The following is a 14,041-nucleotide window of genomic DNA, read 5'->3' on the forward strand; positions in this document are numbered from 1 at the left end:
GGATGCGATTATGAGTGTTGTTTCAAAGTCCAGGAGATAAGTATGACTTCGTTGCCATATGATCGAGACAAATTAGCTGATTTCTATGCGAAGCAGCATCTTCTTGCTGATCCAAGCATCTCAGATGTCTTCTATTTACCGAATCAATCTCCAAATCGAGATATTCGCCTTGTCGAAATTAATACGTGGGCAGGCGACTCGATTCATCAAACACTTGAGCCAGTCGATTTTGCAGTCGATTTCGGAACCGAGTTGGAGCATACGCTTCGAGTAGTTGATGTAACTCCTGCTGAGTGGCAAAGCGTTTTGACGGGAGAATTAAAGCTGCCAGATGACTGGTCTCTGGATGGACGAATTCATTACGGTAAAGACAAACATGTGGAAACGGCAGCTGTATGAATGGGTTTCAAGACGCATGGTGGACGCAAGCAAAGAGCGACTACGAAGTTTTCCATAAATTAAATCTATATGGAGCACACGAATGTCACTTGCTTCACTATTTACAGATGTCGACCGAAAAGCTCGCAAAAGCATATTTCTGGCGAGATGGAAATCCACCACCGAAATCCCACGCCGGATTTACAAAATTTCTGCGGTTTCTGGGACATGGTCGTGGTCGTGTCCATGAGATATTCGAGTTTGGGAATGTGAGTTCATTTCAAAACTGGATTCGAACAGCAGTCAGCTTCTCAAGAGAAATAGAGCATCTTGCTCCTACATTGGCTGTCGGCCCCAATCCAGAATACCCATGGCCTCATGATTCTCCATTAACTGCACCTGCTTCGTATCATTTTCCCCTGTGGCAGAAGTTCCAAAATGAGAGTCGCGGCAGAATTTTTCTTGATCGGTTTCGTACTGCTATTAATAGATTTCCTGAATACTGCGACCAGTAACCTGACTCACTTTCAATACCTATGAGTAACGTCTTTCATCTCTCCGACAAGATCACGCTGCTGCCGGTTATCCATGAAAGTGGGGACTATGCGGTGGAGGTTCGTCGTGTGTTGTTGTCTGGTAAGTATGATTGCCTGGCGGTTCCGCTGCCGGAATCGTTTCGAGATGCGGTCGAGACGGGGATCGCTGATCTTCCGCGGATCAGTGTGGCGATTCAGCCGGGGCCGGAAGCCAGTTGGAATGACGATGAGGACGAAATCGATTCGTATGCCAGTTATGTGGCGATCGATCCCTGTCAGGCGGTCATTGCAGCGATCCGTAACTCGATCATGGAGCGTCGCCCGCGCGCTTACATCGATCTCAATACCAGCGAGTACGATGAACTGATCAATGTTCTGCCGGATGCGTACACGATCAAGAATCTGTCGCTGGATCGCTTTGCGTCTGCCGTGTTGACGTCGGTGCCGCTGGTGGAAGAAGGACTTCACGCCAGACGTCTGTCTTACATGGCGTCACGTTTGCGTCAGTTGGAAACGAAGTTCGAATCGATTCTCTGTCTGTGCAGTTTTGCAGAGTGGCCCAGCCTTCGCATGTACTTTCAGGTGGCGACGGCGGAGGACGAACTGGAAGATCTCGAACCGCCAGTTGAGGCGGAACTGCATTCGTTTCCTGAAGAACAGGCGTTGTTCGCGCTGGGCGAACTTCCTTTTATTACGGCCTGTTATGAGCATGCCCGGGCTGATCTTGATGACGATGAGAACATGTCGCTGGATGGGCTCAAGCTGCTCGTGATTGAGGCTCGTCGTCGGTACAAGGAAGAACACAAAGCGAAGGCTCGCAAGATCACGCCGCGGCTGCTTTCGACTTATTTCCAGTATGTGCGCAATCTTTCTCTCATTTCGCGTCGGCTGACGCCGGATATGTATTCTCTTGTGGTCGCTGCTCAGCAGATCTTTGGGGATGCGTTTGCGATCAATCTTGTTGAGACGTTGCGAGAGTACAACTTCGGCGTGAATCGTGCGCTGCCTCTGGTGAAGATGAATCAGCAGTTGCTCGAAACTCCGGATGAGGAGATCTATGAGAAGCGCAGTCGACTGCCGGGCAAGCTGCTTTCTTGGAAGGGGCTGGAACTCACGCCGCGTCCGCAGAAAGAGCAGCAGCAGAAATGGGAGATGCAGTGGAACCCGTTTTCACACTGCAGCTGGCCGCCGGAAGATACTGCGATCGAGCGTTTCCGAACGGCTGTCAAAGACCATGCGCTCTCACTGCTTGGCAATGACCTGGCGAAGATCGAAAAGTTTTCTTCCAGCCTGAAAGATGGGCTCGATATCCGAGAGACGCTGCGGAACTGGCATACGGGTGAACTGTATGTGAAAGAGATTCCCCCCTCTCGTGGCAACCTGGATTGCGTCATTATGCTCTTTGATACGCCTGCTGATCCGCGCGATTACCCGAGTCGTATCACGTGGCATGCTGAGCATCATGACGAATCGACGCTGGCGTTTTTTGCAAGCGCCTACCAGAACGAACTTGTCGGTCCGGGGATTGCGCAAGCGGTCTATGGTGGCGCGATGTTTCTTTTTCCGCCTCGTCCGATACCGGATGTGTGGCGAGATCCGCGGTTTGATTTTGTCGACACGCTCGAGGAACGGCTCATCGTCGCGGGTAGCTATCATACGCATTTCAAGCACATTACCGTTCTCTCTGCGACCCCTCCGGGTATGGCCTGGAAGACGCTTGCACGCAAGTATGGCCGGAAGATTCTCCACGTTCCGCTGTCTCGCTTCAGTCAGGAAACGCTGAATCAGCTGCGGCACTTCCACATCCTTAACGGTCAGAAGGTCAGAAGTTACGCGGCGAACTATATTCGCAAGGTGTGATCAGGTGTGCCACGGCCGTGTCGGCTGTGCGGGTCGTAAGTAAAATCCACGGCTGACACAGCCGTGGCACACAGGTTTACTCGCCGCGGAGGGTTGTGACGATTGGGAGTCGCATGGCTCGCCAGACGGCGAAGAGTCCTCCGAGGCTTCCGACTAGTAGGACGCTTACGAGGAGTCCACCCAGCGATGCCCAGGGAACCTGCGCGGCACTGCTTTGTAGATGCGGCCACATTGCTAACTGAGCTGCGACGGTGCCTAAGGCGATTCCCGTCAGTAGCATGAATGAATTCTCCAGGAACACCATCCAGCCGATTCGGCTTCCTGTCAGCCCGATACTTCGCAGGAGCGCAATCTCGCCACGTCGTTCGAGGACATTTCGCAGCATGACGACGCCGAGCCCGATTGTTCCCAGAAGAAGTCCCAGGCCGCCGAGGGTTTGGAACGTCGTCAGGTAGGTGTTCTGCACGGCGAGGAAACGAGCCAGTCGATCCGCGACGGGTTCTGCGTCCAAACCAAATTCCTCATAACGGGTCTCCAGTAACTGCGACGCCAGTGGTACGCAGCCCGGATTGGAATTTGTTTCCACGAGGAAGTGTTGATACCCGACGACTTCGGGAAACAGCCTGCGAAAGTTCTTCTCCGAAATCAGCAAGACGCCTTGAAAGACACTTCCTGTCAGCATGCCTGCGATCTGGATTTTGGCGTGGGGGACATTCGACATGGGGAGTTCGATCGTGTCGCCCTGCATCTTGTGCAAGGAGTACATGAGTGTGTTCATGTCGCCGAGGGCAGGGACATTGGCGTTGGGCGTTTCCTCGTTGAGTCTTGTCCAGGGATTCTCGCCGGGCGTGTCTGCAAAGGCGAACCCGCCTCGTTGAATGAACTCTTCGCTGACGCCGAGGATTGTGGGGACGGTCGTCTGGTAGAGGTTCAAGCAACTCGCGTTCTCGCCGCTCTTCACTGGGAACGAATAGATGCGGACTCCCTCGATGGCCGATGGTGGTGTCGCAGCTGGCTCTGGTCCCGGCGTCGATGCTTTGCATTCTGCGAGCGCCTGATTGAGGTCGAGTGATTCGAGATTCGCGAGGATCGGACGTGAGGATTCCGCGACCAGCGAGAAGCCGCCGTTGCCGGAAGTTTTATCGGGTTTTACGGCGAGGGGGTTATATTGGCCGACGCCGACAGCGACGATGAGGAAGGTGGCTGAGGCGATCATGGATGTCGTGGTCAAGGTTCGCGAGGGTTGTCGCATGGTGTTCAAAACGCTTAGCCGCTGGAGATTGAATCTCGCAGATCCCGCGTTTGTGGCAGGTCGAACGAGCCACCAGCGGAGCAGCAGAATCCCGCCGATGAGGGTGCAAAGACCAATCTGAAAGAACGCGACGATCGTCCAGTTGAAACCTGAAAACGCTTCCTTCTGCGGCAACATTCCCCCTAATGCAGCGACCAGTAACATGACCGCGATTCCCAGCAGAGACGAGCCGATCCAGAAGCTGATCGCGCCGCGATGCTGGGCGGCTTTGGCAGGGACATCCGGCGTCAGGTTGCCAGTCAGCTGTTCTCTGACGGAGAGTCTCGCGATGCCGCGTAATGACCACCACACGACCAGCATGGTCATGATCAACGTCACAACAGGTCCGGTGATCAAAGCCATCGGCGTGACGTAGACGTGCAGGTTGGTTGTGCCGACGGCTCCCTGCCACCAGGTTGTCAGTCCGGTCATCATCAGGTCAGCATACGCGACAGCTGCGGCGGCACCGAGGACACCGCCCACCAGGGAGAGCAGGAGTGTCTCCTTTAATAACAGCGTTCGGATTTCTCTCGTCGTTAAACCGACTGCGGCGTATAGACCCAGCTGGCGGATCCGTTCTTCGATCGACAGACGGAACAGCAGCACTGTCAAAATCAACGCGGCTCCGATGAGGAAGAAACTGAACCCCAGGAACAGCCCTGAAAAATCGTTTGACCCCGCTGAGGCTTTTAAGCCTTGTGCCAGAACAGGCTGCACGGCGAGTCCAGTGGCTGGCAGGTCAATCGCGTTGAGAATCTGACGTTCCAGTTTCTCGATGGCATCTGGCGTTGTCTCATGGGCGAAGCGGATCGACGTGAGGTCGCCGTACTTGCTGGTCCACATTTTTTGAGCCGACTCGACCGACATGAACAGCTTGGGGGTGGCTTTGTATTCGTCCCAGTATTCTTCGTCACGACTGGTGATGCGATCGAGGTTCATCGGGAATGGCTGCTCCCAGTCGGCGAAGCTGTCGGCTGTCGTGACGCCTTCGATCACGGGAACAACACCGCGATCGAGCGTCGCGGCTTCCATTTTGAGGATGGTTTTGACGGTGAACTCCGCTTCGAGCTCCGGCAGTTCGCCTGTCGAGCCGACTTGGTGATACTTCATGCGAATCACGTCGCCGATGCTGACGCCGAGGTCTTCTGCCAGCCATTGATTGATGGCGACCTCGTTGCCGGTGAGTTTCGGGACGGGTTGACCATCGGTGGTGACATAAGGTCCGAATGGTTCACCTGCGGTCAGATCGATCCCTGCGACTGTCGAGTACATGGCGAACTTGTCGAGGTTGTTTTTGTTGGCGAGTTCATTGGCCAGGTAGAGCAGGACGGGTTGTGTTTTGAGCTGGTTCTTGGCTGCGACGCGCTCCGCCGCTCGGGCGATGGTGGTTTCCAGAATGAGTTGATCGGATTCGAGGGCCAGGATCGTTCCTGCTTCATTCGGAACGAGTCGCAGTTGCAGATCCGCCAGCGATAATGCCTGGCTGACATCAGTGATCACGCCGGAGGAATAGAGGGCATTCACCCGCGCTGGTTTGGGATTTGGATTGCGACGGGATGCTGGCAGTTCCTGGATGCCGAGGCGTTCTTGCAGCAGTTTCAACGGGACGTAGGCGATGGGGCCGCTGGTTTGATCGGGACGGAGGGAGAAGACGTTGGGTGAGCGGTCGAAATAGTCGGTGTGCAAATAGACCTTCATGTCTTCCGGTTTCGAAGCGAGGAGATCTTCTTCCTGGAAGACTCCACTAACGAGCAAATCAATCTGGGCTGTTGTCTGATCTCGCTCGCCGAACAGCGTATCTCGAGGGATGGAACTGGGGAGGTCAACATAAAGAGTGACATCGTCGTGGTATCGTGCGCCGAGGATATCTCTAGCCACCTCGTTGAGAATGACCCCGTCATTCTCCTGTTGAATATGCTGATTTGTTGAATCTGAAATGGCCAGCAATTTCCAGAACCGCTCATCGACTCCATAGACCTGTACTCCCCCCGCTCGACTAACTTTCCCGTCTGCTGACTGCTTCTTGATCGCTCCCGACAAATGAATCGCCGGTGCCGTCAATGGGTCCGCATGGGTTCCCTTTTCAACCTTGATCTTTGCCGCCAGTTCTTCCGTGACAAAGCGAGGACTGTCAATTGCCGTCTCTACTGTCCCGAGGCGATCGAGAGTCATCTGTTTCAGCGAGCCGCGAATCGAGTCGCCGACGATGAGCGCGCCGGTGAGGGCGGCGCAGGCGATGATGATCCCTGCCAGCATGGCGAGGTTGGATCGCCAGTAATGCTTGAGGGTTGAGAAGACGAGGGTGTTGCGTGTGAGCATGGTATGACTATATTTCATCTGCACGAAGTTCTGCTTCAATTTCATCTATCGATCGATACTCGCCGGTTTCTAACTGATCAAGCCCGGACTGGAGAAACTGACTAGGCGCAAAATCACCCGAGCCGATTCCATATTTCTTTCGCATTTCCTGATCAACATCTTCCAGAGAGACATCTTCTCCCGCTTCAATGTCATCAAACCCAGCTAGAATCGCAGCAATTTCTTCCTGCTCTCGGTTGAGTGCATCGAGTGCCTTCGCTATCACTTCTTCACGAGTAGAGTATGCCCCGGTTTTGATGAATGAATCCAATTGATTTTCAAGGTCTGCGCTCCAACTGACCATTATATGCTCCTCGATTTAACGATGGGGATTGTCGATTCTATTCGTTTGATCCCCAGACGAATATCTTTGAGTCTTACTGCTACACACGCACCAGCTTCCCCTCGCGCAACGTCATCCGAGCGGGAAACCTCGCTGCCAGGGATTCGCTATGCGTCACGCAGAGCAGAATCGTCTTGTGTTCGGCCTGCAGTTCCAGCAGCAGGGTTCCGATCTCTTCGGCGGTTGTTGGATCGAGGTTCCCTGTTGGTTCGTCGGCCAGGATGAGTCGTGGTTCGTTGAGTAATGCTCGACAAATCGCGACGCGTTGACGTTCTCCGCCCGAGAGTTGTGCGGAACGATGTCCCAGGCGTGACGACAGCCCGACTCGCTCGAGCAGCGCTTTTGCTCGTGACTCGACGTCGCTGGTGACGCTTCCTGCGGGCAGTCTTGCCAGCAGGACATTCTCCAGTACCGTGCACTGTGGCAGCAGGTGATGTTCCTGGAAGACGAAGCCGATTTTCTCGTTGCGGAATTTGGCCTGCTGGCTGCTCGAGAGCCGATAGACATCTTCGCTGAACAGCGTGATGCGACCTGACGTGGGGGCATCGAGAAGACCGACTGTGTAGAGGAGTGTGCTCTTGCCGCAGCCCGATGGCCCGGTGATGGCGACGGCTTCTCCGGGCTGGAACGTCAGTGTCACGTCCTTGAGAATTGTGAGCGCGCCCGCTGCCGTCTCGAATGTTTTGGTGACGTTTTCCAGAACCAATGTCTCTTGTCTGACTCCTACCGCTGAACTCATGGTTTGCTCCTCACGTCGTGATAGACTTCTTTTCTCAATCTGTTGTAGACGACCGCCTCACCGTACGCCACGGGTGTCTCAGCCGCGGCTGCTTAAACGCCAGCCGTCTAACAATTGCTCCGCGTATGAATTCGTCGGTTGTACTCGTCGGTGAACGACTCCGTCCAATCGCCCAGCTGTGGAAAGCTCTGCTTGTTCTTTTCCAGGAGGTCGGCCAGCACGACGAGATCGCCGTGATCGATTTTTGTGATGTGAAGCTGTCCGAGTTCCAGTTCTTTTGCGAGATGACTGAGGCGTTCGATTTCCTCTGGGGCATGTTTTGACATGGTCTGCAACTGAATGTGGACGGCTTGCGAGAGTGTCGATTCGTGTGACTGCATCATTTGGCCTTCTCTGGACTTCCCATTTTGACAATCGTGATTCCCGCTGGTGACCGCATCTTCCCCTTTGCGGGCAAAAACAGGAAAATCACCCCGGTTGCCATTTTTCCCCGGACCCCCGTCCAGATAATAATAGCCGAACACGCTTTCCAGTGGCACAGACTTTCGTCTGTGCAAATCGCGAGAAGCTTCGCACAGGCAGGAATGCCTGTGCCACCAAGATCCGATCATCCCCTTAATCCCCGGCGACAGCCGTCCAGGATCTACCGTCCATGTCTCAACCACCCAATGACTCTGCTGTCCGCCTCATCCTTGCGATTCATAATCACCAGCCCGTCGGCAACTTCGACGGCGTGATCGAAGATGCGTTCAATGACAGCTACAGTCCGTTTCTCGACATCCTCGAAGAATATCCAGAAATTCGCATCGCCCTGCATACATCGGGCTCGCTGATGGAGTGGCTGGTCGAACGTCACCCGGAATACATTGCGCGGTTGCGAGACTTCGTCGCGCGTGGTCAGATTGAAATCCTTGGTGGGCCGTTCTTCGAGCCGATTCTTGCGTGTATTCCATCACGTGACCGCATTGGGCAGATGAAGGCGTACACCCGTTATCTTGAGGACCTCCTGGGTTGCAAAGTCAATGGGATGTGGGTGCCAGAGCGGGTCTGGGAACCATCTTTTGCGGGCGATGTCACGGCTGCCGGGATCGACTTCACGATTCTCGACGACTTCCACTTCAAATGCGCCGGTTTCGCCGATGAACAACTGCGTGGCTATTACCTGACTGAAGATCAGGGACGACTGCTGAAAGTTTTCCCGGTTTCGGAGAAACTTCGCTATACGATTCCGTTCGATACTCCGGAGGCGACCTTCGAATATTTAGCGAAGGTGCATGCGGAGTCTCCCGGCTGTGTCATGACCTTTGGCGATGATGGGGAAAAATTTGGCGTCTGGCCGGGCACGAAAGAACTTATCTATGAGAAGGGTTGGCTGCGTAAGTTCTTTGAACTGCTGCGTGCGAACAAAGACTGGGTTCATTTGACCCTGCCAACGGAAGTCACGCGGACGACTCCGCCGGTTGGTCGCTGCTATCTGCCGGATGCGAGTTATCGGGAGATGACGGAATGGGCGATGACGACGGAACGTCAGATGGAGTACAAGAAACTGACGAAGGACCTTAAAGATCACGAAGACTTTCCTCGTCTGCAGAAGTTTCTACGTGGCGTGTCGTGGCGGAACTTCCTGGTTCGCTATCAGGAGACCCATGAGATGTTCTGTCGTGCAAAGGAAGTCAGTACGAAGCTGCATGAACTGCAGCAGGAAGAAGCCTTTTCACCTGAGAAGCTCGAACCTGCCCTGCTCGATCTCTACCGTGGTCAATGTAACTGCCCTTACTGGCACGGTGCGTTTGGCGGTCTTTATCTGCCTCACTTGCGTAACGCGATTTATCGTCACCTGATTGCTGCGGACTCGCATATCGAGTCAATGCAACATGCTTCGAAGCATTGGCAGTCGGTCACTGTGGGTGACTTCAACCTGGATGCCCGTCAGGAAATTCGTCTCGCAAACCAGTCGCTGATTGCTTACTTCTCGCCAGCCGTTGGCGGTCATCTTTACGAACTCGATATCAAGGCGATCCGCCATAACCTGCTGGCGACCCTCAACCGTCGTCCGGAGCCTTATCACGAGAAGATCATCGAGCATGCTTCTAAACTTGATGAACAGCAAGGGGGCTTCGTCGCCGAGCCTCATGAGCGTGTTCACTTCAAACAACCCAATCTCGATAAAGCGATCGAGTACGACAAGTGGCCACGCAAAGCCCTTGTTGATCACATGCTCTGGAACGACTCGACGATCGAGCAGTTCCGCACGGGGGAATCGCAGCTCAACGAGATGCCGCTTGGCGTTTACCAGACGAAGCTGCGCGAAGTGCCGGGGCGGATTGATATCGTGATGACGCGCGAAGTCCCTCAGTATGACGCCGACATGGCGACGCTGACCAAGACCATCACGCTGCGTGACGAGAGCCCGTCTCAGCTCGATGTTCATTACGAGTGGCATAACCTCGTTCCGGGGCGAGTCTATCACGTCGGCGTCGAGAACAACCTTGCTGGCATGCCTGCGGGGGCGGATGATCGTTACTTCTATGATGAAAACGGCCAGCGTCTAGGCCAGCTTCAGACTCAACTCGACCTGAAGCATTGCAGCCGAATTTCTGCGGTTGATGAATGGCTCGGGATCGATGTCGGCATTGAAATGGACCCACCCGCATTCCTGTGGAGCTACCCGCTTTATACGGTCAGCCAGTCGGAAGGCGGGTTTGAACTCGTCCACCAGAGCACAGCGATCATCTCGCATTGGCAGTTCACGGCGGATGAGACGCGCATTAAGCGTTTCACGCTGAAGATCGCGATTGATACGTCAGCGGCGCAGGCGCGACAGTTGGCGGAGCAGCGCAGTGCGGTGGGGGTGTAGGAGTTTGTCTTGTTCCTTGTCCCTTGAGGGGAGAAGGTGCCCGAAGGGCGGATGAGGGTGGGCGATAGGCAGGCGTTCGTTCCCATTCGCCCATCAACACCAAGCCATCTCTCCCTTACGGCTTCCCCTTCTTTAACTCGACTTCCACTTCACCGGTCGCAGGATCCAAAAGCCGCACTGTCCCTTCAACGCGGAAATCATTGTACCCCGCGTTGATTGAATGAGATTTTCCATCTGTAGATAACGACGGTGAATTCGTACTGACTCCAGAGTTTGTTTGAATCACCTGTCTTAGAATGACTTCTCCCGTTGGCGATCGATGGAGATAGGATTTGGCGATGGAAGTCTTGTCTGTCGGATCTGTCAGGATGGCCGAATAGACTTCGCCTGGCCGTAGCGTGAAAATGTTGGATGATGTTTCAACCAGTTCTGGAATGCCCGCCACTCGCAGGTCTTCTGCCATGGTCTCAAAAATCTTTTCTTTAGCCTGAGTGCCAATCATCGAAGAAAGAATCGACTCGTATCTTTCTTCAGGGTCTTCCTTTAACAGGCGAATGAAAAGCTGTTTCCATATTTTTATTCGATCATCATCAGACATTCCTTTATCGTCGACTTCGAAGCTTATCAGTGAAAGCAGAAGATTATTCTCTGACGATTCGAATCGTTTAATCAGTTCTTCAAAACCAGCCTCGTCGATGGCAACCAGTTCTTTGCGAAACATCAACACTTTCTCGAGTGTGACATCAGGAGCTTTGGCCATTTGATTCACCAGGCTTCGATATTCATTCTTCGAGAGCATTCGGCAGTAGTGGACGTACAACAAAGTTGTCGCAGCAGGGAGCGTTTTTCGACTTTCGTGAACCAATTCGGCCCGCGGAGCAGGATAAATCTCCCAGAAGTCATTGTGATCAGGCGAATTCGACAACGCGATACAGTCATCCGGGATCGTAAATATGGCTTGATCAAGTTTAAACGGACGGCGATTATGTGATAGCTCTCCAAATCCTTTGGGTCCAAATTCTGCCTGGGCACGTCGGTAAAAATCTCTTAGTTCCATAGAAGGAACTTCAACCAGCCAGACGGCATCGCTTGAAATCAGAAACCCATTGGTTGAACGAAGCTGACGATGACGAAAGTCATTCAATAACGACGGAGTTTCAGCACGTATCAAAGTTGGCCAGAAGCCTTTCGATAAATCCGCTGGAAGTTCTCCAAAAGTTTTCTCATGGCGCCTCCTCACTTCGAAAAGTCTGTCTGAAATCTCTTCAACAAGTTTCTCGGGCAGCATGGAGCGGAGTTCTTCCAAATCAATCCCGCCTCGGTAGATAAACTCTTTCTTTACCTCAATTCCGCCGCTTACGTTGGCAAGGGGATCAGCAAGCGGAGACTCCTCATGACGCGTTGTCTGATGAGTCGGCTCCGACATCACAATGTACTTAACCGATACTTGAGTCTGCTGTTTCCCGTCTGACAGCTGCTCACGCTTGAAGGATGACAGCAAGCTGGTCTCGTCAATATGCACCGACACCCAGTTATCGAAATCCTCTTCAGCTGTCTCACTTGAATCAAAGAACTTTACATTCTCAAACTCGCCACTCTCATTCAGCTTCTTGGCTAGTAGTTCGCTGACTTGACGATTGAGTGGCGTATCAACATCAAGAGTAACAGCAATTGTCTTTGTTGGGCACTTCTCGCCCAGCTGACCAATCCTTGCACCTCCACTAGAACTTGCAGAACTTGCGCCACTCAACAATTTCGGATCCGGCCCTGCCCCCAGCGCCTTCGCGACCGACTTCTGTGCATTCCGTATCACCGCGTCATTCAGAAACGGGACACCAAACAGCACCGCCCCGAACCCAACCAACAGCAGCAGCGACACTCCGATCAGCAGCTTTTCCATCCATGCCAGCCGGGACTGTTTTTTCGATTCGCCTTCACCCTGCATTCCGATCTCCCGTTGAAGCTCTCAATCGCGTCTACTCGAACCGGTACAATCCGTTCTCGCTGCGAAGCAGTAGCGAGTTACCGACGGCTGCTGGTGATCCTTTGACCTGGCCTGATTGCAGTTCATTTTTCTGTACCAGCTCGAATTCTCTGCCTGGCTTGATGACATAGACGACGCCGTTCTCATCGGCGAGATAGATATGACCGCCTGCATAGATCGGCGACGATGACATATTGCCTCCCAGGCGTTCCTGGAAGAGCTGTTCTCCGGTTGTGGGATCGATGCACAGGAACGTTCCCTTTTCGGTCGACATGTAGATCAATCCGTCGACCAGAAGGGGCGAAGGAATCAGGGAGATGCCTTTATTGTTCTTCCAGCTGATGTGGCTTTTCGTGATGTCTCCCTGGCCGCCGAGTTTAATCGCCATGAATGTTGCTTTGCCGAAGCCTGTGGCGACGTAGACGGACTCGCCGTCGGTGATCGGCATCGGGACGGTCGAGAAGCCCTGATAAGTCGTGTACCACAGGTCATTGCCATTGCGGGGATCATAACCGTGAACCTGATCGGGTCCGATCGAGACCATGACTTCGGGCGGTGTTGTCTGTCCTGCGTTTCTTACGATGAGCGGGGTGGAGAACGAGCGATGCGTATCGGCATTGTTTCGCAGTGGCTGCGAGCGTCCTTGCGTCCACATCACTTTCCCTGTCGATTTATCGAGGGCAGCGATGATGTTCTTATCTGCCCCATCGCAGGTGATGATGATGGTGTCTTCATAGGGAACGGGATGACTGCCTGCTCCCGTCATGTATTCGACGACGATTTCATTGTTCTTCCAGACAATCTCGCCGGTTGCGCGATCGATCGCCGCATTGCCATAATTGCCAAAGTGAACGTAGACATTCTTTTCATCGATCACGGGCGTGGGGGAGGCCTGCGAATTCTGGAGGTGAATCTCTTCCCATTCCTCCGGCTCGAAGACCGTGACTGCTCGGGTGATCTTGCCTGTCGTATAGTCGAGGCAGATCGCCTGCAGCTTCTTCTCTTCGAGAAGCGCTGTCGTCAGCCAGACCTCGTTATCGGCAATCACTGGTGATGACCAGCCGACGCCGGGAATTGGCGTCTTGTAAACCAGGTGCTCGTTTTCATTAAAAACGGTCGGGGGTTTGGCAGAAGCGTCTGCGTGTCCCTGCTGCGTCGGTCCGCGAAACTGTGGCCAGACGAGCCCGGATGGGGTTCCCGCCAGCGTGGAGTCGGCCAAGGTCAGCAGTAAACCTCCTGCCAGACAGATCCAGGCAGGTAAAGAAGTCACGGAACGAGGTCGTGTGAGCATCGGTGGGCACTCATTGGGCAGGAAAAACCGGAGGGCAAGCCATCTTGACACGAGGGGAGTGTTCGCATCATACTCCCGCCGCTTTGGACGTGCAACAAGGCTCCTTTTCCCATGTGAAAACGAGTCTTGTCCCCTCTTTGCGTCGATCAAGCAACCCATCTTGAAATTGCCAACATTGACATGATCCGCACATCTGGTCACGACGGCCATTTCGCACGTCTCTCCTGAAGGCATGATGCCATGAGGTCAATCGTGATCTCGCTGTCTCAATCCATTTGCCGGTTGATAACGACCGCCATCCAGAATGTCGTGCCATGCTCACAGCTTTCGGTGAGCATGCTACTGCGTTGGATATTGAGACGTCCAGAACATGCTTGCTCAAAGCCGCAAGCATGGCACACTGG

The 14,041-nt window shown here is 53.7% G+C and carries 10 protein-coding genes; 4 read left to right on the top strand and 6 right to left on the bottom strand.

What is annotated here, in order from left to right:
* The first annotated feature begins 42 nt into the window (after positions 1–42).
* The 3 genes from SH248x_RS17725 to SH248x_RS17735 are packed head-to-tail and all read left to right on the top strand — an operon-like array spanning position 43 to position 2,774.
* On the top strand, positions 43–399 hold the full coding sequence (locus SH248x_RS17725; protein ID WP_459555640.1) for a hypothetical protein: 357 nt from the start codon (positions 43–45) through the stop codon (positions 397–399).
* On the top strand, positions 396–893 hold the full coding sequence (locus tag SH248x_RS17730) for a hypothetical protein (protein WP_459555641.1): 498 nt from the start codon (positions 396–398) through the stop codon (positions 891–893). The genes SH248x_RS17725 and SH248x_RS17730 overlap by 4 nt, the downstream gene beginning before the upstream one ends.
* A 21-nt stretch (positions 894–914) precedes the next feature.
* On the top strand, positions 915–2,774 hold the full coding sequence (locus SH248x_RS17735; RefSeq protein WP_459555642.1) for a hypothetical protein: 1,860 nt from the start codon (positions 915–917) through the stop codon (positions 2,772–2,774).
* A 76-nt stretch (positions 2,775–2,850) separates the two neighbouring features.
* On the opposite strand, the gene SH248x_RS17740 is transcribed toward SH248x_RS17735, so the two are convergent.
* From SH248x_RS17740 to SH248x_RS17755, 4 genes are all read right to left on the bottom strand, one after another.
* A complete protein-coding gene (locus tag SH248x_RS17740; protein WP_459555643.1) occupies positions 2,851–6,429 on the bottom strand; it encodes an ABC transporter permease family protein in 3,579 nt (1,192 codons plus the stop codon).
* A complete protein-coding gene (locus SH248x_RS17745) occupies positions 6,392–6,727 on the bottom strand; it encodes a hypothetical protein (protein WP_459555644.1) in 336 nt (111 codons plus the stop codon). Before SH248x_RS17745 ends, SH248x_RS17740 begins: the two co-directional genes overlap by 38 nt.
* A 79-nt stretch (positions 6,728–6,806) precedes the next feature.
* Positions 6,807–7,505, bottom strand: coding sequence for an ABC transporter ATP-binding protein (locus SH248x_RS17750; RefSeq protein ID WP_459555645.1), 699 nt, complete (start codon positions 7,503–7,505; stop codon positions 6,807–6,809).
* A 107-nt stretch (positions 7,506–7,612) separates the two neighbouring features.
* Positions 7,613–8,044 (bottom strand): hypothetical protein, encoded by a 432-nt coding sequence (locus tag SH248x_RS17755; RefSeq protein ID WP_459555646.1) that lies wholly within the window; start codon positions 8,042–8,044, stop codon positions 7,613–7,615.
* A gap of 113 nt (positions 8,045–8,157) precedes the next feature.
* Here SH248x_RS17755 and SH248x_RS17760 point away from each other — a divergent pair, with 113 nt between their 5' ends.
* A complete protein-coding gene (locus tag SH248x_RS17760) occupies positions 8,158–10,362 on the top strand; it encodes an alpha-amylase/4-alpha-glucanotransferase domain-containing protein (protein WP_459555647.1) in 2,205 nt (734 codons plus the stop codon).
* A 115-nt stretch (positions 10,363–10,477) separates the two neighbouring features.
* On the opposite strand, the gene SH248x_RS17765 is transcribed toward SH248x_RS17760, so the two are convergent.
* Both SH248x_RS17765 and SH248x_RS17770 read right to left on the bottom strand, forming a co-directional pair.
* Positions 10,478–12,307, bottom strand: a complete 1,830-nt coding sequence (locus SH248x_RS17765; protein ID WP_459555648.1) for a hypothetical protein — start codon at positions 12,305–12,307, stop codon at positions 10,478–10,480.
* 31 nt (positions 12,308–12,338) lie between these two features.
* On the bottom strand, positions 12,339–13,637 hold the full coding sequence (locus tag SH248x_RS17770; protein ID WP_459555649.1) for a PQQ-binding-like beta-propeller repeat protein: 1,299 nt from the start codon (positions 13,635–13,637) through the stop codon (positions 12,339–12,341).
* Positions 13,638–14,041 lie beyond the last annotated feature (404 nt).

It is taken from the genome of Lacunimicrobium album (assembly GCF_052161635.1).
Lineage (GTDB): Bacteria > Planctomycetota > Planctomycetia > Planctomycetales > Planctomycetaceae > SXPC01.